General features: G+C 69.3%; 18 protein-coding genes. 7 read left to right on the forward strand and 11 right to left on the reverse strand.

Annotated features, from left to right (window positions below; genetic code table 11):
• Positions 1–80: 80 nt before the first annotated feature.
• Positions 81–650 (forward strand): TetR/AcrR family transcriptional regulator, encoded by a 570-nt coding sequence (locus tag ACWEV3_RS29550; RefSeq protein ID WP_452617008.1) that lies wholly within the window; start codon positions 81–83, stop codon positions 648–650.
• Between the two features lie 16 nt (positions 651–666).
• Here the strand turns inward: ACWEV3_RS29550 and ACWEV3_RS29555 are convergent, their stop codons facing one another.
• Positions 667–1,902, reverse strand: coding sequence for an NAD(P)/FAD-dependent oxidoreductase (locus ACWEV3_RS29555; RefSeq protein ID WP_452617009.1), 1,236 nt, complete (start codon positions 1,900–1,902; stop codon positions 667–669).
• 155 nt (positions 1,903–2,057) lie between these two features.
• Positions 2,058–3,551 (reverse strand): S8 family peptidase, encoded by a 1,494-nt coding sequence (locus ACWEV3_RS29560; RefSeq protein WP_452617010.1) that lies wholly within the window; start codon positions 3,549–3,551, stop codon positions 2,058–2,060.
• 230 nt (positions 3,552–3,781) lie between these two features.
• Here ACWEV3_RS29560 and ACWEV3_RS29565 point away from each other — a divergent pair, with 230 nt between their 5' ends.
• The 4 genes from ACWEV3_RS29565 to yhjD all read left to right on the forward strand — a co-directional run bounded on the left by ACWEV3_RS29565 (position 3,782) and on the right by yhjD (position 9,039).
• Positions 3,782–6,310, forward strand: coding sequence for a bifunctional FO biosynthesis protein CofGH (locus ACWEV3_RS29565; protein WP_452617043.1), 2,529 nt, complete (start codon positions 3,782–3,784; stop codon positions 6,308–6,310).
• 278 nt (positions 6,311–6,588) lie between these two features.
• Positions 6,589–6,807, forward strand: coding sequence for a hypothetical protein (locus ACWEV3_RS29570; RefSeq protein ID WP_358580185.1), 219 nt, complete (start codon positions 6,589–6,591; stop codon positions 6,805–6,807).
• 61 nt (positions 6,808–6,868) lie between these two features.
• Positions 6,869–7,912, forward strand: a complete 1,044-nt coding sequence (gene trpS, locus ACWEV3_RS29575) for a tryptophan--tRNA ligase (RefSeq protein ID WP_452617011.1) — start codon at positions 6,869–6,871, stop codon at positions 7,910–7,912.
• A gap of 62 nt (positions 7,913–7,974) precedes the next feature.
• Positions 7,975–9,039 carry an inner membrane protein YhjD gene (gene yhjD / locus ACWEV3_RS29580; RefSeq protein ID WP_452617012.1) on the forward strand — a complete coding sequence of 355 codons (1,065 nt, stop codon included), beginning with the start codon at positions 7,975–7,977 and terminating at the stop codon, positions 9,037–9,039.
• 83 nt (positions 9,040–9,122) lie between these two features.
• Here yhjD and ACWEV3_RS29585 read toward each other — a convergent pair whose 3' ends face one another.
• On the reverse strand, positions 9,123–9,848 hold the full coding sequence (locus ACWEV3_RS29585) for an alpha/beta fold hydrolase (RefSeq protein WP_452617013.1): 726 nt from the start codon (positions 9,846–9,848) through the stop codon (positions 9,123–9,125).
• Positions 9,849–9,968: 120 nt separating this feature from the next.
• Between ACWEV3_RS29585 and ACWEV3_RS29590 the strand changes: the two genes are divergently transcribed.
• Positions 9,969–10,904, forward strand: coding sequence for a helix-turn-helix transcriptional regulator (locus ACWEV3_RS29590; protein ID WP_452617014.1), 936 nt, complete (start codon positions 9,969–9,971; stop codon positions 10,902–10,904).
• Positions 10,905–11,114: 210 nt separating this feature from the next.
• Here the strand turns inward: ACWEV3_RS29590 and ACWEV3_RS29595 are convergent, their stop codons facing one another.
• The 3 genes from ACWEV3_RS29595 to ACWEV3_RS29605 form a co-directional block, all read right to left on the reverse strand.
• Positions 11,115–11,741 carry a TetR/AcrR family transcriptional regulator gene (locus ACWEV3_RS29595; RefSeq protein ID WP_452617015.1) on the reverse strand — a complete coding sequence of 209 codons (627 nt, stop codon included), beginning with the start codon at positions 11,739–11,741 and terminating at the stop codon, positions 11,115–11,117.
• Positions 11,738–13,210 carry an FAD-dependent monooxygenase gene (locus ACWEV3_RS29600; RefSeq protein ID WP_452617016.1) on the reverse strand — a complete coding sequence of 491 codons (1,473 nt, stop codon included), beginning with the start codon at positions 13,208–13,210 and terminating at the stop codon, positions 11,738–11,740. The genes ACWEV3_RS29595 and ACWEV3_RS29600 overlap by 4 nt, the downstream gene beginning before the upstream one ends.
• A gap of 78 nt (positions 13,211–13,288) precedes the next feature.
• Positions 13,289–14,569 carry a D-alanyl-D-alanine carboxypeptidase family protein gene (locus ACWEV3_RS29605; RefSeq protein WP_452617017.1) on the reverse strand — a complete coding sequence of 427 codons (1,281 nt, stop codon included), beginning with the start codon at positions 14,567–14,569 and terminating at the stop codon, positions 13,289–13,291.
• 92 nt (positions 14,570–14,661) lie between these two features.
• On the opposite strand from ACWEV3_RS29605, the gene ACWEV3_RS29610 reads away from it, so the two are divergent.
• Positions 14,662–14,889 carry an SCO4848 family membrane protein gene (locus ACWEV3_RS29610; protein WP_358307353.1) on the forward strand — a complete coding sequence of 76 codons (228 nt, stop codon included), beginning with the start codon at positions 14,662–14,664 and terminating at the stop codon, positions 14,887–14,889.
• Between the two features lie 10 nt (positions 14,890–14,899).
• Here the strand turns inward: ACWEV3_RS29610 and ACWEV3_RS29615 are convergent, their stop codons facing one another.
• The 5 genes from ACWEV3_RS29615 to sdhA form a co-directional block, all read right to left on the reverse strand.
• Positions 14,900–16,339: a hypothetical protein gene (locus tag ACWEV3_RS29615; RefSeq protein WP_452617018.1), complete on the reverse strand. Its 1,440-nt coding sequence runs from the start codon at positions 16,337–16,339 to the stop codon at positions 14,900–14,902.
• Complete coding sequence (locus ACWEV3_RS29620) at positions 16,336–17,682, reverse strand: KGGVGR-motif variant AAA ATPase (RefSeq protein WP_452617019.1); 1,347 nt, start codon at positions 17,680–17,682, stop codon at positions 16,336–16,338. Before ACWEV3_RS29620 ends, ACWEV3_RS29615 begins: the two co-directional genes overlap by 4 nt.
• Positions 17,679–18,140, reverse strand: a complete 462-nt coding sequence (locus tag ACWEV3_RS29625) for a hypothetical protein (protein ID WP_452617020.1) — start codon at positions 18,138–18,140, stop codon at positions 17,679–17,681. The genes ACWEV3_RS29620 and ACWEV3_RS29625 overlap by 4 nt, the downstream gene beginning before the upstream one ends.
• A gap of 111 nt (positions 18,141–18,251) precedes the next feature.
• Positions 18,252–19,037, reverse strand: coding sequence for a succinate dehydrogenase iron-sulfur subunit (locus ACWEV3_RS29630; protein ID WP_452617021.1), 786 nt, complete (start codon positions 19,035–19,037; stop codon positions 18,252–18,254).
• On the reverse strand, positions 19,037–20,827 hold the full coding sequence (gene sdhA / locus ACWEV3_RS29635) for a succinate dehydrogenase flavoprotein subunit (RefSeq protein WP_452617022.1): 1,791 nt from the start codon (positions 20,825–20,827) through the stop codon (positions 19,037–19,039). The genes ACWEV3_RS29630 and sdhA overlap by 1 nt, the downstream gene beginning before the upstream one ends.
• Positions 20,828–20,899 lie beyond the last annotated feature (72 nt).

The raw sequence follows: 20,899 nt of genomic DNA on the forward strand, positions 1-20,899 counted from the left end.
GTGAGAACCACTTCGAATGTAGTGCTTTAAATTTAGTACTATGATTGTAGTGATTGCAAGCGGGTGGCTCAGGAGGAGCGATGGTGCAGAACACCGCGAGGCGAACGGCACTGGTAGACGCGGCGATCGAGGTGCTGGCGCGGGACGGCGCGCGCGGCCTGACCTTCCGCGCCGTCGACGTCGAGGCGGGCGTGCCGAAGGGGACGGCGTCGAACTACTTCGCCAACCGCGCGGACCTGCTCAACCAGGTCGGCGCGCACATCCACCAGCGGATGACCCTCGATCAGGGGCAGTACGACCTCGACCGCCCGCCGTCGCCGGAACTGCTCACCGAGGTGATGCGCGCGCTGTTCCACCACATCTCGGACGACCGCACCGGCTGGCTCGCGCTGCTGGAACTCCGCCTGGAGGCGATCCGGCGCCCGGAGCTCCAGGCGGCGCTGACCGAAACGCTGCGCGCCAACCTGACCGCGAACATCGAGGGCCGCCGCGAATCCGGGTTTCCCGGCGACGACACGTCGACGATGCTGCTCTACTACGCGATGACCGGCGTGATCCTGGAGCACCTGACGGTGCCCGGCGTCCTCGCGCGGTTCGACGTGGACGACCTGATCGCCGCGTTCGTGGCGCGCTCCGTCGCGGAGTCGTGATCCGGCGGCGCGAGGATCAGCGGGCGATGAGCTCGTTGAGCGGCGTGTCCGGGTCGGCGAGCGCGTTCGGGTCGATCGTCGTTCCCGAGGTGATCAGGGTCTTGATCTGGTCCTGGACGTCCCAGATGTTGACGTTCATGCCCGCCAGGACCCGGCCACCGGCCAGCCAGAACGCGATGAACTCGCGGGCCGCCACGTCGCCGCGGAACACCACCTGGTCGTAGCCGCCAGGGTCGACGTGGCCGAGGTACTCCATGCCCAGGTCGTACTGGTCGGTGAAGAAGTACGGCAGTTCCGCGTACTTGCCGTCGCGTCCCAGCATCGACGCCGCCGCGGTGGCGGGCTGGCTGAGCGCGTTCGCCCAGTGCTCCACGCGGATCTGCTTGCCCAGCAACGGGTTGAACGCGTTCGCCACGTCGCCCGCCGCGACGATGTTCGGGTCGCCGGTGCGCAGCGAGGCGTCGACCAGGATGCCGTTGTCGACCCGCAGGCCCGCATCCCGGGCGAGCGCGACCTCCGGCTCCACGCCGACCGCGACCAGCACCGCCCCGGCCGGGACTTCGGCGCCGTCCGCCAGCCGGACCCCGGCCGCGCAGTCGCCGTCGACCAGGATCTCGCTGACCGCGGTGCCGAACCGGAAGTCCACGCCGTGGTCCCGGTGCAGCGCCGCGAAGACCTCGGCCACCTCCGGGCCGAGCACCCGCAGCAGCGGCAGCTCAGTCGTCTCGACGACGGTCACGGCCACGCCCGCTTCGCGCGCGGCGGCGGTGACTTCGAGACCGATCCAGCCCGCGCCGACCACCACGAGCCGCTCGATGCCCGCCAGGGTCTGCTTGATCAGGTCGGAGTCCTCGACCCGCCGCAGGTGCAGGACGCCCTCGGCGTCGATGCCGGGCACCGGCAGCGAACGGGGGTTGGCCCCGGTCGTGATCAGCAGCTTGTCGAAGTCGAGGCGCCCGCCGTCGGTGAGCTCCACCTGCCGCAGCGCCCGGTCGATGCGCCGCACCGACACCTCCAGCTGCAGATCCACCCGGTTGTCGGCGTACCAGGACTCGTCGTGCACGTACGCGCTGTCGAATCCTTCGTTGCCCATCAGGTACGCCTTGGACAGCGGCGGGCGCTCGTACGGACGGTGCGGTTCGTCGCCGAGCAGGGCGATGCGCCCGTCGAATCCCAGATCGCGCAGCGCCTGCGCTCCCTTGGCCCCGGCCATGCCGGCACCGACGATCACGAAGGTCTCCGAATCAGCCACGACAGCGCCTCACTCCCGAGCGACAACCCTCCGGACCGCCAGCGTCCTGCGGCCAACTCGCCCAGGCAACCCCAGATCGTGCGAATTGCGGCAAAGCGAAGGGCGCCTCCGACCGGATCGGCCGAAGGCGCCCTTCGAGTGTCACCCTTTGCGGCTTACTTCTGGACGGCGTCCAGGGCGTCGATGAGGCCCGCGCCGTAGAAACCGGCGCCGCCCTTGCCGCCCGAGCACACCGCGTCCGGCTTGCCGTCGCCGTCCGGGTCGTAGCTGGTCGGGCACTCCAGGGCGTCCGCCTGGTTGGTCAGCGCGCCGACCACCTGCTGGGCGTTCCACTCCTGGTGGGTGCTGCGCAGCAGCGCGACCACGCCGGCCGCGTGCGGCCCGGCCATCGAGGTGCCCTGCATCCAGCCCCAGCCGCCGCCGGGCACAGTGGACAGCACGCGACCGTTCTGCGACGGCGTCTGCGGGATCTGGTTCTTGTCGCCACCCGGGGCGGTGACCGTGATCGAACCCAGTCCGTAGTTGGAGTAGTACGACTTCACCGCGTCCGAGCCCACCGCGGACACCGAGACCACGCCCGGCAGCTCACCGGGCAGGACGTGGCACTCGTGCCCGGTCTGCCGGTCCTGGGGCGGTCCGCCGTTGTTCGGGCTGTTGGTGTCCCGGATCGGCTTGGACAGGTCCCAGTTGCTGTTGCCCGCCGAGACCACGTTCACGACGTCCTTGCCCTGCGCGTACGCGACGGCGCGGCGCACCGCCTCGGCCGCGGCCTTCTGGTCCGGGTCGCTGTCGCACCACAGGTACCAGGGGTCGACGAAGTACGAGTTGTTGGTGACGTCGAAGCCGTGCTCGGCGGCCCAGATGAAGCCGCAGACCGCGTATTCGGGGTAGATGAAGCCGCCGTCGTCGATGACCCGCACCGAGGCCAGCGTCACGTTCGGGGCGACACCGGCGATGCCGACGCCGTTGCGGGCGGCGGCGATGGTGCCCGCGGTGTGGGTGCCGTGGTCCTGCGTCGGGTCCTGCGGCTGCCAGGACTCCTGCCTGGTGTCCGGGACGCCCTCGTTGACGCAGCTCACCGACTTGGTGACGTCCAGGTTCGGCTTCAGGTCCGGGTGCGTCGGGTCGATGCCGTAGTCCAGCACGCCGACCGTGATGTCCTTGCTGCCCTGGGAGACCGCGCTGGCCTGCTCGGCCTTGATCTGCCGCATGTCCCACTGCTCGGGCTCCAGCGGTTCTTCGCCGGGAACGGCGGCGAAGGGGACGGCGCCGACCTTGCCTTCCAGCGCCTCCAGCCGCTGCGACTGCGCGGGCGGCAGCTGCTCGGCGAGGTTTCGGCTGGCACCGGCCTGTTCCACGGCTGGCTGGGTGCGAACTGCGGCGGCGAAACCGGGATCCGTCGAGGTCGCGACGATCACGCCGATCTGGGGCCAGCTCTGCACGACGGTTCCGCCGACCGCGCGGACCGATTCCTCGGTCTGCTGCAGGCCGTCGCCGGTCGGGCCGAGCACGACGAAGTGAACCGGCGCGGCGGTGGCCGCGGGCGCGGATTCGGCTGCGCCGACGATGCCTGCGGGTACCAGCAACGCCAGCGCGAGCGCCGAGCCGGCGATGCGCATCGCCCGGCCGCTCCTTCTAGTGCGTGACACGTGTCCCTCCTATGGAGACAGAGTGTGATTCACCCAGTGGTATTCGTCGGATTTTGCGCCTGATTCGGTGAGTACCGGTAGGGCAGAACGGAGTAATTCAATAGCCGATAGTGAGGTGTGTGGCACGTCTACGACGGTTGGGCGGTGCGTGCTCGGCGACTTAGAGTCGGCTGGTGTCGGTTGCAGATCTGGAACTTCCCCCGCCGGAACCCACTCCGAGCGCCTCGGCGATGCGCCGTGCGCTCCGCCGCGCCACGGACGGCGTTTCGCTGGACGCCGCCGAAGCCGCTGTCCTGCTGCACGCCCGCGGCGATGACCTCGAAAGACTGCTGGCGGCGGCCGGTCGCGCGCGGGACGCGCACCTGGTGGCCGAGGGACACGAAGGCGTGGTCACCTACAGCCGCAACGTGTTCATCCCGTTGACCCGGCTTTGCCGGGATCGTTGCCATTACTGCACGTTCGCCACCGTTCCGCACCGCGTGGAATCCGCCTACCTCGAACGTGACGAGGTGCTGGAGATCGCCCGCCAGGGCGCGGCGGCGGGGTGCAAGGAGGCCCTGTTCACCCTGGGAGACCGGCCCGAGGAGCGCTGGCCCGCCGCCCGGGAGTGGCTGGAGGCGCGCGGTTACTCCTCCACAGTGGACTACGTGCGGGCCTGCGCCATCGCGGTGCTGGAGGAGACCGGCCTGCTGCCGCACCTGAACCCCGGCGTGCTCAGCTGGTCGGAGCTGACCAGGCTCAAGCCGGTCGCGGCGAGCATGGGCATGATGCTGGAGACCACGTCGGAGCGGTTGTGGCGGGAGAAGGGCGGCCCGCACTTCGGCAGCCCGGACAAGGAGCCCGCCGTCCGGCTGCGGGTGCTGGCCGACGCCGGCCGCGTCGCGGTGCCGTTCACCAGCGGAATCCTCATCGGAATCGGTGAAACCCGGACTGAGCGCGCCGAGTCCCTGCTCGCGTTGCGCGGCGTCGCCCGCCAGTACGGGCACATCCAGGAAATCATCGTGCAGAACTTCCGGGCCAAGCCGGACACCGCGATGCGCGGAATGCCCGACGCCGACCTGCAGGACCTGGCCGCCACCATCGCGGTCGCGCGGCTGCTGATGCCCTCCGGGGTGAGCGTGCAGGCGCCGCCGAACCTCATCGGCGACGAGCAGCTGCTGATGCTGCGCGCCGGTATCGACGACTGGGGCGGGGTTTCGCCGGTGACGCCGGACCACGTCAACCCGGAACGGCCGTGGCCGGAGATCGACGAGCTCGCCGCGAAGACCCGCGAGGGCGGCTTCGAGATGCGCGAGCGCCTCACCGCCTACCCGCGCTACGTGCGCGCCGGGCTGGCCGGGGACAGCACCCAGTGGCTGGACCTGCGGGTGGCCGGTCACGTCGCGGCGCTGTCCGATTCGGACGGTTTCGCCGCCGCGGGCGCCGCGCCGGTCGGCCGGGAGTGGCAGGAGCCGGACGGCGGGTTCGAGTCCATCGGCCGCACCGACCTGCACCGCAGCATCGACACGACCGGTCGCACCGACGATCGCCGCGGCGACTTCGACACGGTCTACGGCGACTGGGACGAGCTGCGCAGGCAGCTGCCCGCCGACGCGGCACCGGAGCGGTTGGACGCCGACGTGCGCGAGGGCCTGCGGCTGGCCGAGGCCGATCCCGCCGCGCTGCTCGACGAGAGCCGCACCGCCGCCGCGATGGCCTTGATGACCTGCGACGGAGCCGCGATGGACGCGCTCGCCGGGATCGCCGACGGGCTGCGCCGGGACGTCGTGGGCGAGGACATCACCTACGTCGTCAACCGCAACATCAACTTCTCGAACATCTGCTACGTCGGCTGCCGCTTCTGCGCCTTCGCGCAGCGCGAGCGCGACGCCGACGCCTACCGGCTCTCGCCGGCGGAGGTCGCCGACCGGGCCGACGAGGCGTGGCGGGCCGGGGCGACCGAGATCTGCATGCAGGGCGGCATCGATCCGCGGCTGCCGGTGTCCGGCTACGCCGACCTGGTGCGCGCGATCAAGCAGCGGGTTCCCGAGATGCACGTCCACGCGTTCAGCCCGATGGAGATCGTCAGCGCCGCGGCGAAGGCCGGGGCGAGCATCGCCGACTGGCTCGCCGAGCTGAAGGAGGCCGGGCTGGGCAGCATTCCCGGCACCGCGGCGGAGATCCTCGACGACGAGGTGCGCTGGGTGCTGACCAAGGGCAAGCTGCCCGCCGCCGAGTGGATCGAGGTCGTCAGCACCGCGCACCGGCTGGGCATCCCGTCCTCGTCGACGATGATGTACGGCCACGTCGACACCCCGGAGCACTGGCTCGGGCACCTCCGCACCCTGGCCGGTGTGCAGGACGCCGCGGCCGAGCACGGCAACGCCGGGTTCACCGAGTTCGTCCCGCTCCCGTTCGTGCACCGCAACGCGCCGATCTACCTCGCCGGGCTGGCCCGCCCGGGCCCGACCCGCCGGGACAACCGCGCGGTGCACGCGATGGCGCGCGTCCTGCTGCACGGCCGGATCGACAACGTCCAGTGCTCGTGGGTGAAGCTCGGCGACGAAGGCACGTCGGAGGTCCTCAACGGCGGCGCCAACGACGTCGGCGGAACGCTGATGGAGGAGACCATCAGCCGGATGGCCGGTTCCGAGCACGGCTCGGAGCGCAGCGTCGAGGAGCTGCACGAACTGGCCGCGCGGGCGGGCCGCTCGGCGCGGCAGCGCAGTACCACTTACGAGCGAATTGGTCGGGTCCAGCTGGGCATCAGCCCGGCATAGCTCGATCCGGTGTGTCGTAGAACACAGGTGAATTTCCGGCCGGGGTCATCCCTCGGGATGATCCCGGCCACTGGCCTGCGCGATTCCATGATCGGCGGACCCGGCGGCAGCGGCCGCGAGCCGGAAAATATGATCATTGCGTCGTGGCCGGTTTACGCAAAGCGACCACGACGGTAATGAGGGATCGGTACGGTCCGCCACCGAACTCAGACGAGTCCTGACCTGATCGGGTCAACTGTCGCAGGGAGGGCACGCCCGTGCGTAGCCGAATATCTCGCGTGGCAACGCGAGCCTCCGTGCTTGGTGCCGCGGCCGCCGCCGCGCTCCTGGCGACCGCCGGTGCCGCCGCCGCCGAGTCGACCGCTCAAGCGGCCGGCCCCCTGGATTCGCTGAGCGCCCCGGTCGGCCTCACCGCGATCGGGCTCGGAGTGGTCGGCATGGTCGCGGGCATGTTCCGGAAGAAGAAGATCCAACCGGAGAACCAGCGCAAGAGCTGACCCGCCGGAAAACCGGAGAGGTCGCGCCCACCAGCTTCGCGGGGCTTGCGAGAATCACCACGTGAGCAGCGACAGCCCCGCAACCCAGACCAGCGACCAGCCCGCGGCGCGGCCGCGCGTGCTGTCCGGCATCCAGCCCACCGCCGACTCGTTCCACCTCGGCAACTACCTGGGTGCCCTGCGGGAATGGGTCACCATGCAGGACGACCACGACGCCTTCTACTGCGTCGTCGACCTGCACGCCATCACCGTCGCGCAGGACCCGGAGCTGCTGCGCCAGCGCACCCGGCTGTCCGCCGCGCAACTGCTCGCCATCGGCATCGACCCCGAGCGGTCGACGCTGTTCGTGCAGAGCCACGTCCCCGAGCACGCCCAGCTCAGCTGGGTCCTGGAATGCCTGACCGGCTTCGGCGAGGCCGGCCGGATGACGCAGTTCAAGGACAAGTCCGCCCGCCAGGAAGCCGACCACGTCAGCGTCGGGCTGTTCACCTACCCGGTGCTGCAGGCCGCGGACATCCTGCTCTACCAGGCCGACGCGGTCCCGGTCGGCGAGGACCAGCGCCAGCACCTGGAGCTCACCCGCAACCTGGCGCAGCGGTTCAACTCCCGCTACGGCAAGACCTTCACGGTGCCGGCCGCGCACATCCCGAAGGACACCGCGAAGATCTACGACCTGCAGGACCCGACCTCGAAGATGAGCAAGTCGGTGCCCGCCGGGGTCGTCGAGCTGCTGGAGTCGCCGAAGCGCTCGGCGAAGAAGATCCGCTCCGCGGTCACCGACCTGGAGCGGGAGATCCGCTACGACGTCGAGAACAAGCCGGGCATCAGCAACCTGCTGGTGATCTACTCGGCGCTCACCGGCCGCAGCATCGCCGACCTGGAGGCCGCCTACGAGGGCAAGGGCTACGGCGACCTGAAGAAGGAGCTCGGCGAGGTCGTGGTCGAGTTCGTCACCCCGTTCCAGGAGCGGGTCCGCGAGTACCTCGACGACCCGACCGAGCTGGACAAGGTCCTGCACCGGGGTGCCGAGCGGGCGCGGGCGGTGTCCGCGGAGACGCTGCGGACCGTGTTCGATCGGGTGGGCTTCCTTCCGCCGATGGGCTGAACTGATCATCCACGGGTAGCCTGCCACCGTTCGGGGGATGCCGTTGCGGCGGGAGGCGCACCGTGGCCGGTCAGGAGCAGGAAGCGAAGCCGGGACGACTGGCGCTGCTGCGCCGCCGCCACGAGTGGCTGGACCGGATCATCCGCGCGTTCGAGCGCTACCAGGGGCAGTACGGCGACTACTACGCCGCCGCGATCACCTACTTCAGCGTGCTCGCGCTGGTGCCGCTGCTGATGATCGCCTTCGCCTCGGCCGGTTTCGTGCTGAGCGGGAACCCGGAGCTGCTCGGCCGGCTGCAGACGTCGATCACCACGGCGGTGCCCAGCCCGGCGATGAGCGACATGCTCAACCGCGTCGTCGAGCAGGCGATCAGCCAGGCCGGGACGGTCGGTGTGATCGGCCTGCTCGCCGCGCTGTACTCGGGGCTGGGCTGGATGACGAACCTGCGGGAGGCGCTGACCGCGCAGTGGACGCAGGAGCCCAGCAAGCAGTCGATGGTCCGGCGGATGGCCGCCGACCTGGGATCGCTGATCGGGCTCGGCGCGGCGATGGCCGTCTCGCTGGGCATCAGCGCCCTCGGCGGCGGGGTCGGGCGGTGGTTTTTCGAGCTGGTCGGGGTCGAGGACAGTCCGGCCGCGGTGTTCGCGCTGCGTGCGCTGTCGATAGTGCTGTCGCTGCTGGCGAGCTGGCTGGTGTTCCTGTGGGTGCTTTCGCGGCTGCCGCGGAAGCCGGTCACGCTGCGCAGCGCGGTGTGGGGTGCGCTGTTCGCCGCCGTCGGGTTCGAGATCCTCAAGCAGGTCGGCGTGGTCTACCTGAACAGCGTCACCAGCTCGCCGGCGGGCGTGGCGTTCGGCCCGGTCCTCGGTCTGCTGGTGTTCGCGAACCTGACCTCGCGGTTCATCCTGTTCGTGACGGCGTGGACGGCATCGGCCCGGGAGAACCTGGAGGTGGCGCCGCCGCAGCCGCCGGGCCCGGCGATCATCCGCCCGGTCGTCCAGGTGCGGGAACGGGCGGGCGTCCGCGCCACGATGGGCCTGGTGGGCCTCGGAGCCGTCGCCGGCTGGGCCTGGCGCCGCAGCGCTGACCGCCGCAATTTCAATGGAAATCAGAGGTCCGATTTCCATTGAAATTGCGGACCTCCGGCGAGTCGGGACACGACACGCCGGAGGCTGTGGACAACTTCCGCGATTTCAATGGAAATTGCGGGACGTCAGCCGGCGATGTCCGACAGCATCGCCGCGAGGTCGGCGGGGCGCGAGAACATCGGCCAGTGCCCGGTCGGCAGGTGGTGCAAGTCGGCCCCGGCCAGCAGCGCGAACATCGGGATTCCGGCGTCGACGAGGGCCTTGACCTCCTCCGGGGTGAACGTGGACGCGATCACCGAGATCGGCACGTCCGGGACGGCGTCCGGCCGCCGCAGGGGCTGCGTCGCGGTGGCGAACGGCTGCGGCGTGCTCATGGCGCGCATGCGGGCCAGCTGCTCGTCGGACAGCCCGGCCAGGTCCTCCACGCCGAACTCGGGCAGCGGGAGGCGCCAGCCGTCGCCTTCGGCCTCGACCGCCTTGCGCCACTCCTCCTGGACCTCCGGAGGGTTGGAATCGAGCACGGCCATGCCGCTCGGCATCGGCCCGGCGTCGACGTAGACGACGCGCGCGACCCGGTCCGGAACGCGGTCGGCGGCGCCGGTGACGGGCACGTTCCCGCCGCTGTGCCCGACCAGCACGACCTCCCGGAGGTCGTTGTCCTCGATGAGCCCGACCAGGTCCGCGATGTGGGTCTCGACGCCGACTTCGGGACCGGCTTCGGCGGCGCGGTCGGCGAGCCCGGGCAGCGTCACCGCGTGGACGTCGTGGCCCAGCTCCCGCAGCTCCCGCGTCACGTCATCCCATGCCCACGCGCCGAGCCAGAAGCCGGGAACCAGCACGATCGTCGCCATCGCGACGCTCCTTTCCTCGTGGATTCGATGCGTTGGACACTAGGCTCGATACCGGTCAGAACTCGCCCTGATTGACCTTCCGGGAGACGTGTGTCACATCCGACGAGTCGATTGCTGGCGATGCTGGAGCTGCTGCAGGCGAATCAGCGGGTCGGCGGGCCTGCGCTGGCCGAGCGCCTGGGCGTGGACGAGCGCACCGTCCGCCGGTACGCCGAGCGGCTGGTGGAGCTGGGCATTCCGGTGGTGGCCGAGCGCGGCCGCTACGGCGGATACCGGCTGATGCCCGGGTACAAGCTGCCGCCGCTGATGCTCACCGACGACGAGGCCACCGCCGTCGTGCTCGGCCTGCTGACCGGGCGGCGCCTCGGTCTTCCCGGGCCGGCCGCGGAGACCGCGCTGGCCAAGGTGCAGCGCGTACTCCCGCCCGAGCTGCGCGACCGCGTCCAGTCGTTGCAGGAGACGCTCGGCTTCACGATGGGAACGCGGGAAGGCGCGGCCCCGGCGACCGCGGCGGTGCTGACCCTGGCCGGGGCGGCGCGGCATCGTCGCCGGGTGCGGCTGAGCTACGTCTCCTGGAAGGGCGCGGCCAGCGAGCGCGAGCTCGACCCGCACGGGCTGGTCTTCCACTCCGGCCGCTGGTACGTGACCGGGTACGACCACGGCCGCGGCGAGGTCCGCACCTTCCGGGTCGACCGGATCCGGTCGACGGAGCTGCGCACCGAAACCTTCGAGATGCCGCCCGACGCCGACCCGGTGCGGCAGGTCACGACGTCGCTGGCCAGCGTCCCGTACGCGCACGAGGTCGAGGTGCTGCTGAAGACCACGCCGGAACGGGCCCGGGCCCGGATCCCGCCCTCCGTGGGCACTCTCGCGGAAACCTCCGACGGCGTGCTGTTGTCGACGCGCGAGGAGCACCTGGACGGCATGGCGCAGATGCTCGCCGGGCTGGGCTGGCCGTTCGTCATCCGCCGCCCGGACGAACTGCGCTCTGCCGTGCGCGAGCTCGCGGTCCGGCTGATGGCCCAGGCAGGTCCCGACCCGGCCGTGGACGGTTGACCACAGTTTCAATTGAAACTGTGGTCAACCGGAGAACGTCGTGCACGGTTTCAATTGAGCATTTTTCATCCTGGTCTGCGGCGTCAGGCCAGGTCCCGAGTGTGCAGGGGTCGTGAGTGCCCATGGTCGTCATAGCAGCCATGACCACTCACGACCCAGGACACAGGCCATCCGCGTAGAGGATGGAAAAACCTCAAGGGAAACTGCGTCTCATCGCCGTTCTCGAACCGGAGTTCCGATCGAAGCGTCGAGCAGCCCCGCCCGACGGTAGACCGACTCCAGGTACTCGCGGGCTCCGGCGGCATCCAGCGGTTCCGGCTGGATGAGGCGGAACAGCACGGCGCCGACCATCATGTCGATCAGCACGTCCGGGTCCGCGGCGGCGTCGAGCACCCCATCGGCCTGCGCGCGTTCCAGCAACGCGCGGGTGATGCGCCGCCGCGGCACGACGTAGTTCTCCCAGTAGGTCGCCATCAGCGCCGGGTGGCTGACGCTGGAACCGAAGACGCGGGCGACCATCGCGCGCAGCCGGGGGTCGGCGACCGCCTCGGCGAGCCCGGGCAGCGCCTGCTCGACCAGCACGGCGACGGGCAGGTCGGCGAAGTCCGCCGGCATCGTCTCGGGGATCTCGTCGCGGGCGGACTCGATCGCGGCGGCGATCACCGCTTCCTTGGAGTCCCAGCGCCGGTACACGGTGAGCTTGCCGACCCCGGCCCGCTTGGCGATCTGCTCGATGCTGGTGCCTTCGACGCCGCCTTCGATGAACAGATCCAGCGCGGCCTGCAGGATCGCCTTGTCCGCTGCGGGATTGCGCGGTCGTCCGCGACGGTTGGTCATGTCGTCCTTCCGTTGCCGAGCGCGTTGTCGAGCCATCGCGCGAGGGAGCGCAATTCCGTCCCGCGCCACGCGAGATGTGCGTCGGGCCGGATCAACCAGACGTCCCGCTGCGGCCGGTCCGGTGCGAGGCGTACGACATGTTCTCCCAGCGGCGCAAGGACTTCCAAACCCATCCACGGGGGAGCGAGCAGTGCCCACTTCCCGTCGAGCTCGGAGTGCAGCCGGGTCGGTCCGCGGTCGCCCCGGCACGCCAGGTCGGGCACGCGGTCACCGGGCCGCGGCCGGGGGCCTCGCCGCGAGCCGAGCGGGCCTTTTCGGTAGCTGACCCAGAGCTGCGAGGCGAGCCAGGTCGCCCGCCGTTGCACCACGGCGAGGTTCGCCAACGGGGTGATGAGCCGGTCGCGGGCGAACCGGGCGACCGCGCCGTCGGCCAGCATGAGCTTGGTGTTCGCCGTGGTGCTGCGCAGCACGTCTTCGGCGAGCGGCCGACGCTCGGCCTGGTAGGTGTCCAGCAGCGCCGAACCGGCGCGGCGCTCCGCGACCAGCGCGAGCTTCCAGGCCAGGTTCTCGGCGTCGCCGATGCCCGTGTTCATGCCCTGGCCGCCGAACGGGCTGTGGATGTGCGCGGCGTCGCCGACGAGCAGCACGCGCCCGTCGCGGTAGCGGTCGGCGAGGCGGCGGTGGATGCGGAAGGCCGATGTCCACGTCACGTCGCGGATCTGCGCATCGGCCCGGCCGGTGCGCTCGGGCAGCAGCTCCTGCAACCGGTCGAGGACGTCGTCGGAGTCCGTGCCTGGGCGGACATCGGCCATCAGCCGCCATGCGTCGTCCGCGCCGTTGCGCATCGGCATCGCGAAGAACAAGCCGTCCCGGTGGAACCACCCGGACGAACCGGTGCGGTCCAGGGCCCAGTCGGCGCGGACGTCGGCCAGCAGCCACTGGTCGACCAGCGGGACCCCGGGAAAGCCGATGCCGCTGAGCTTTCGGACCGTGCTGTGCGCGCCGTCGCAACCCACCACGTAGTCGGCGCTCAGGCCGCCGTCGCGCAGCTTCGCGGTGACGCCGTCGGGCCGCTGCTCGAGATCGCTCAGCTCCCGGCCCCATTCGACGGTGCCGCCGAGCTCGGCGAGCCGCTCCCGCAGGACGGCCTCCACCTCGGCCTGCGACACCAGCAGGGCCGAGAGCTGGTTGCCCTCGATCCGGCCGAAACTGACCTCGGCCAGCGGCTTCTCCCCGACGTGGAGGGTCATCCGGACGGCGTGCAGCGCGCGGTCCGGCAGGTCTCCGAGAGCTCCCAGCCGGTTCAGCACCTCGACTCCACGGGCGTGCAGGATGTTCGCCCGCGAGGTGCTCGCCGGTCCGGCCGCTCGGTCGATCACGCGCACCGCGACGCCGTGCTGCCGGAGCCCGCAGGCCAGCGCCAGGCCGGCCGGCCCGGCGCCCACCACCAGGACGGATGTCGTCTCCATGGCCGCTCCAATTTATTAACGATCCGGGACCGTTAACTAATTAGAGCACGCCCGGCGACGCGCCGGAAGCGGTTTCCGTCAGGGGTGGTCGTTGCCGTTGTGCTTGCGGCGCGCGGCGGCGGCGAGCCGTGCGCGACGCTGGCGGAGCGCCAGGACGCCGAGCGCCGCGGCCGCAAGGATCACGATCAGCGTCAACGGCCCGCCGACCGTGCCGAACATCGACGACGCCTGCGGCTGGCCGTTCACCGGTGAATCCCCCTGCGCCTGCGCGGCGGTGGCGTCGGCGGGGTCCGCATAGGGCGGTTCGGGCGACGTCGTCACCAGCCGGCCCACCGGGTCGTCGTCGCTGAGCCCGAACCCGTAGTCCAGCAGGTGCATGGTCTGCTGGGACTGCCGGATCGGCTGGTTCTCGCCGCGCATCAGCACCGCCACCAGCCGGCGCCCATCGCGCTCGGCGGCACCGATGAACGTGTGCCGCGCATCGTCGGTGAACCCGGTCTTGCCGCCGATGGCGCCGGGGTAGTTCAGCAGCACCTGGTTGTCGGACCAGACCTCCAGCGGCGGGCCGTCCGGCTTGCCCGGCAGCTGCGTGTTGTGGATCGCGGCGATCGACGCGAACGCCGGCTCGCTCATCGCCGCGCGGAAGATGACGGCCAGGTCGTAGGCCGAGGTGCTCATGCCCGGGCCGTCCAAGCCGGACGGCGTCGCGACCCGGGTGTCCAGCGCGCCGAGCTCGCGGGCCAGCGCGTTGACCTTGTCGAGCGTGACCTCCACGCCGCCCATCTTCATGGCGAGCGCGTGCGCGGCGTCGTTGCCGGACCGCATGATCAGCCCGGTCAGCACCTGCTGCACCGTGTAGGTGACGCCCGGGCTCAGCCCGACCCGGCTGCCCTCCTGGTCGGCGTCCTCCTGGGTGACGACGATCGTGTCGTCCAGCCGCAGCTCGCGGATCGCGGTGAGCGCGGTGAGCACCTTGATCGTGGACGCCGGCCGGTGCCGGGCGTGCGGGTCCCTCGCCGCCAGCACGGCGCCGCTGTCCAGGTCGGCCAGCACCCAGCTGGCGGCGGTGACCTCGGCGGGCGGCTCCGGCAGCCCCTGCGCGATAACCGTGCCGCATTCCGCCAGGCGATCGCCGCCGACGGGGTTCTCCGGCACCGGCACCGGTTCGGGCACCGGCATGCCCGGCGCGGGCACCTCGGAGGTGTCCACCGGGGGCGGTGGGGCGATGTTGGGGCACGCGGCCGGCGGCTGGGCCGCGGCGGTGCCGCCGGTCCCCAGCACGAGCGCGGCCGCGATGGTGCAAACGGCCACGCGGAGCACGGACTTCACGCGGAGCGGGCCGCAGGCACTCAGAGGCACACGCAGCAGGCTAACCAATCCCGGTATGCGGCGGAATGTTGACCGCCACCCGGGCAGGTGGGTGAAGCAGGTTACAGCGGATACTGGGGGCCGTGACAATTTCCCGCCGCGTTGCGCTGTTCCTGCTGGCCTTCGGCGTCTGGTCGTACCTGCTGTGGCCGAACTTCATGCGCAACATCTGGAACAGCGACCGCTCCTGGGCAGGCGGCTCGCCGACGTCCTACCTGATCGTCCACTTCGTGATCGCGATCGTCTCCCTTGTCCTGGGCACGATCATCGGAGTCCTCGGCTGGCGAGCCTTCCGAGCCACCCGCCGCTGACCTGGGGTGCTCAGGACGACCGCACGCGCGGAACTCCGCCTTTGCGGCCCAAACCGAACGCGATCCGGTAGATATCAGGCAGGTCGAGCTTGCCATTCCGGCGGCTTGTCATCACTCCCAGTTCGATCAGCTCGGCGATGAGCGCCGACAGTTGGGTGTCGCGGGGGCCGGTCGCGGCCGGAGCTTGGTCGGACGCCAGCTGGAGAGCGTCGAGCTGCGTCTTCAGGTCGGCGTCTCGCCAACAGGATTCCACCTCTTGCTGCTCGATTGGCACCTGCATCTCCTTGAGCGGAGCAATGGAGGTGGCGACCCAGGGTATGTCCTCGGTGATCTCATCGACGCGGGTCTTAGACGCCACCTGCACTCCGCGCTTGATCGCATCCCAGTGCAGTGCGTGGTCGTGCCCAGCATTTTGTTCTTCAGTGATCTGGGCGGCTGTGCGCAGTGCGCTGAGGAAGCTGCGCGGACTCACCTGGCCGGTCCCATCGGCCAGGTGATTCGGCAACCAAGTGTAGGTATGTCCCTTGCGGTGGTTCTTACCCATATAAGGCCCAGCGATTTTCACGAACTCCGCCTTCTGTCGGTCGCCGTCACCGACCAGTGCATCGGGCGGAATGTGCCGGCTGCCGGCCTCCTTCCACAACCCGGTCGTTTCCCGGAACGCGGTGGACTGCGCGTTCGCCTCAGAATTGCCCAGATGGTGGAACAGCAGGCCGTAGAGGTTGGCCCTGGACCAGATGAGCTCCGCTGCGTTCGACATTAGCTTTGAGGCGTCCGGGAAGCTCAGGGTGAGATTTTCCAGCATGTCGTGCCGGACGAAGACCTTTGCGCGCAACCTACGAGTCGAGACACGTAGTTCCAGCGCCAGCTGCAGTATCCCGGTCGCCAGGCGATCCGCGAGGCTGCGGTTGCGGTGCAACCATTCCAATGCGTCGAACAGGAACAGCTGAACAGTGCCGTTCGCTTCGGCTTCCCGGTCGGCGTTGATGAGTGCGTTGTCAGCAGCCTCGGGATTGGCCAGCACCCAGCGGATTCGGTTGGACCATTCCCCGGATTGCAGTTCCGGAACCTCAAGTGCGGCGAGGACGACCGTGTACCAGATGTCCTGCGCGGAAAAGGTTCGCAGGAGATCCTCAAGAGTCCGCGGGCTCGGGTAGCTGGCCTTGCGCTCGGAACCGAATCCGGTGTGTGCCTCGACTCGGGTGAGCACTGGGAGCTGGTATTCATCGGCGACGACAGCACGCAGCGCCGGGTCTTGGAGCGCCTGGAACCAAACCGTCTTTCCGACACCGCGACCGCCCTTGACCACCGTCACGTCGGGGTCCAGAGCCAACCGGTGGCCACGCGGGGTGAAGAGCGAATGCGGATCCGGCTTGATCGTGTCGGCATCCGGAGTGCGCAGCGCTACCCGGAGCAGAGCCCGATACGTCTGCGGATTCAGCGACGTCACGAGTTCTCCTCGATGATCAGTGCGGCTGCGGTGGTCAGGAATTGATCGTAGGCCTCGCGGAGGAAGTGAGACGAATACCAATCAGGCATAGCCACATGGTTAAGGCCGACGAGCCCGCCGTGGAAAAGGATGGGCAGCGGCGAGTGTGGTGCGTCTTCGTCCTCCGGGCTGAAGTTGAATGCATCCAGGTCGGCCGGAGACTTCTCGTCGTCGTAGAGCATGTCCGCAAAGCACTGCTGAGCGTTGTCCCGGAAGTTGCGAACGTACTGTTCAGAGTCGCTGTCCGGAACCAGGGACGCGACCATGCGCAACCGCTGGCGGAGTTTTCCCAGCCGATCCGGGGGGAGTTGCCGCCACTGCCCGAAAAGCGTGCGATACCCGGCCCAGGTGTGCGGGTTGTCGGTGGCGAACAGGAAACTGAAGCCGCTGAGCCGGGTAATCGCGATTGCGGCGATGTCGTGGATGCCAGCTCGACTGTCGAGGAGCGTGACGTCCGGCTTCCGGCTGCGTTCGGCAACCTGCCGCTCGGCTTCGCCCAAGGCCTGCTCAAGGCGATCTGCTAGCGTTCGCGGGCCGTCGGGTCCGCCTGGTACCTCGGTGTAGACGCGGTTCAATTTGGCCAGGTAGTCCCGTTTGGTCGGAGACGATTCGTCGGAGACCGACGAATGCAGTGGTGCGCCGTCGGCGGGAAGCAGCCAGACTTCGCCGTTGCCCGGGGATTTGATCACCTCGCTCCGGCTTACCAGATCGAGCCCGGCTTCGTTCCCAACCGCTGCCTCGACGAGGTAGTCGACTAGACCGTGCTTCGGCAGCGCGGCGGTGTGTTGGAGGAGCTCCCCGATCCCGGGTGATTCGAGGTCCAGATCTGCTACCAAGACGCAGAACCCACGGTCGGCCAAGTGTTTGGCGAGCATGAATGTCGCCGTGGACCTACCGACGCCGCCCTTGAAGCCGTACAGGGTCGCTCGATGTTCAGGTGGGCTGACGGAAGCACGAACCCAATCAGCTCCAACGGCCGTACGCTCCAGCACGGCGAACCGTCCACGTCCCTTCACGGGGTCCGATTCATGCTGAATCAGCAGGTCAGGTGAGTTGAGAAGGGCAGTGGCAGCGAACATCTCGCTGGCACGGTGGATAGGCGTAGCCGCGCAGAACGGCCCCGCAGCCCTGCCGAAATCGGCTGCCAACCCGTCCGGAACCGCGATGTCCTGCATGTCGTCGAGAATCAGTGAAAGGCGACCGACCAAGTCCCGCACCAGGATCACATCTATCCCGGCCCGGCTCGCACCGTCCGCAACCTCGCAGGCGTTCTCCCACGCCTTGTCGAATCGGATTCTGGTCACGGCAGCACCCCGTCGATCTGGGCTTGTTGATAGATGGACAGTACCTGGTGTGCGGCCGCCAGATGTTGATCGGCGCGGGCAGCGTCGATGTGTGCACCGTCGGCATAGCGTTCTGCCACATCCCACCGTTGGAAGGGGTTTCCCCGCGCCATGACGTGGTGAAAAGCGCTGCCGCTTCGGCCGTTGGAGACCACTGTGATCTCATCCCACAAGGTGGGCAGATGCCCGTACTTGGGACCAGCGTGTGTTCTGGGGTGCTCCGGATGATTGGGGCGGTTATGGGTGTCGATGTACCCGTCCAGATAGCTGGTCAGAATGGCCTTGAGCCCACATTCGGCAGCGACACCCGCTAAGTGGTCGGCATTGGGCAGGCGCTGCTCTTCTCTCAGCAGTTGCGCGTCGAGGTAGTGCCGATGGGCAGCCGTTGTGAAGCTGGTGTTCGGAGCGGGCTCGGCCATGATCAGGAGCGTACTCACTCGGGGTGACCGCGTGTGCTCCTAGCGGTCAGACTGGAAAACGCCAACGGCGCCCGCCTCCGGGGAGGCGGGCGCCGTTGGCGTTGCCGGGGGTCAGCGGCGGCGGAACATCAGCGCCCGCTTGACCTCCTGGATCGCCTTCGTGACCTGGATGCCTCGCGGGCAGGCGTCCGTGCAGTTGAAGGTCGTGCGGCAGCGCCACACCCCGTCGACGTCGTTGAGGATGTCCAGTCGCTCCTCGGCACCCTCGTCGCGGCTGTCGAAGATGAACCGGTGCGCGTTGACGATCGCCGCCGGGCCGAAGTAGTTGCCGTCCGACCAGTACACCGGGCACGACGTGGTGCACGCCGCGCACAGGATGCACTTGGTGGTGTCGTCGAACCGGGCCCGCTCGGCGACCGACTGGATGCGCTCCCGGGTCGGCTCGTTGCCGGTGGTCATCAGGTACGGCTTGACCGCCCGGTAGGCCTCGAAGAACGGCTCCATGTCGACCAGCAGGTCCTTCTCGACCGGCAGGCCCTTGATCGGCTCGATGGTCAGCGTCGTCTCGCCGCCCTTGACCAGCAGGTCCTTCATCAGCACCTTGCAGGCCAGCCGGTTGACGCCGTTGATCCGCATCGCGTCGGACCCGCACACGCCGTGCGCGCAGGACCGGCGGAAGGTCAGCGTGCCGTCGACGTACCACTTGATGTAGTGCAGCAGGTTCAGCACGCGGTCCGACGGGAGCGCCGGGATCCGGTAGGACTCCCAGTGCAGGTCCTCGTCGACCTCCGGGTTGTACCGGAGGATCTTGACGGTGACCATCGTCGCGCCGTCCGGGATCGGCGGTGCGTCGTCCGGAAGGTCGGTCGTGTCGTTTTTCGTGGTAGCGGCGGTCATCAGTACTTACGCTCCATCGGCTGGTACCGGGTGACGACGACGGGCTTGTAGTCCAGGCGGATGTCGGCCTGGAATCCGGTCAACCCGAGCGGCGCGTTTGGGTCCTCCTCCTCGGGCAGGACCTTGTACTGCATGCTGTGCCGCATGAAGTTGACGTCGTCCCGGGCGGTGTAGTCCTCGCGAGCGTGGCCGCCGCGGGACTCCTTGCGGGCCAGCGCGGCGTTGACCAGCGCCTCGGCCAGGTCGAGCAGGAAGCCCAGCTCGATGGCCTCCAGCAGATCGGAGTTGTACCGCTTGCCCTTGTCGTGCACGGAGATCCGGCCGTAGCGCTCCTTGAGCGCCTGCACGTCCGACAGCGCCGTCTTCAGGGTCTCCTCGGTGCGGTACACCGAGGCGTTGGCGTCCATCGTCTGCTGCAGCTCGGTGCGGATCGTGGCGACCCGCTCGCCGCCGTGCGCGGTGCGCAGGTGGTCGACCATGCCCTCCACGAGCTTGGTCGGCTCCTCCGGGATCTCGACGTGGTCGTGGCCGAGCGCGTACTCGGCCGCGGCGATGCCCGACCGGCGGCCGAACACGTTGATGTCCAGCAGCGAGTTGGTGCCCAGCCGGTTCGAGCCGTGCACCGAGACGCATGCGCACTCGCCGGCGGCGTACAGGCCGGGGATGACGTTCTCGTTGTCCCGCAGCACCTCGCCGACGATGTTGGTCGGGATGCCGCCCATCGCGTAGTGCGCGGTCGGGTAGACCGGCACCGGCTCCTTGGTGGGCTCCACACCCAGGTAGGTGCGGGAGAACTCCATGATGTCCGGCAGCTTGGCCTCGAGCAGCTCCTCGCCGAGGTGCGTCACGTCCAGCAGCACGTAGTCCTTGTTCGGACCCGCGCCGCGTCCTTCCAGCACCTCCAGGGCCATCGACCGGGCGACGATGTCGCGCGGTGCCAGGTCCTTGATCGTCGGGGCGTAGCGCTCCATGAACCGCTCGCCGTCGGCGTTGCGCAGGATGCCGCCCTCACCGCGGACGCCCTCGGTGATCAGGATGCCCAGGCCGGCCAGGCCGGTCGGGTGGAACTGGTAGAACTCCATGTCCTCCAGCGGCAGGCCCTTGCGGTAGATGATGCCCATGCCGTCGCCGGTGAGGGTGTGCGCGTTCGACGTGGTCTTGAAGACCTTGCCGAAGCCGCCGGTGGCGAAGATGACGGACTTGGCCTGGAAGACGTGGATCTCGCCGGTGGCCAGCTCGTAGGCGATCGCGCCGGAGCAGACCTGCTGGCCGTCCGGGCCGTCGCTGAGCATGATGTCCAGGACGTAGAACTCGTTGTAGAACTCCACGCCGTGCTTGACGCAGTTCTGGTACAGCGTCTGCAGGATCATGTGGCCGGTGCGGTCCGCGGCGTAGCAGGCGCGGCGGACCGGGGCCTTGCCGTGGTCGCGGGTGTGACCGCCGAACCGGCGCTGGTCGATCTTGCCTTCCGGGGTCCGGTTGAACGGCAGCCCCATCTTCTCCAGGTCGAGGACCGCGTCGATGGCTTCCTTCGCCATGATCTCGGCGGCGTCCTGGTCGACCAGGTAGTCACCGCCCTTGATGGTGTCGAAGGTGTGCCACTCCCAGTTGTCCTCTTCGACGTTGGCCAACGCCGCGCACATGCCGCCCTGGGCGGCGCCGGTGTGCGAACGGGTGGGGTAGAGCTTCGTCAGCACGGCGGTGCGGGCGCGCTGGCCGGATTCGATCGCGGCGCGCATGCCGGCGCCGCCGGCGCCGACGATGACCACGTCGTACTTGTGGAATTGCATGGTCGCCTCCTCGGGCTGTGGCGGGACCCGCGGGTGGGGCGTCGATCTCGCCACGCTGTGGTCGTCTGCGGC

It is taken from the genome of Saccharopolyspora sp. NPDC003752, assembly GCF_053605825.1.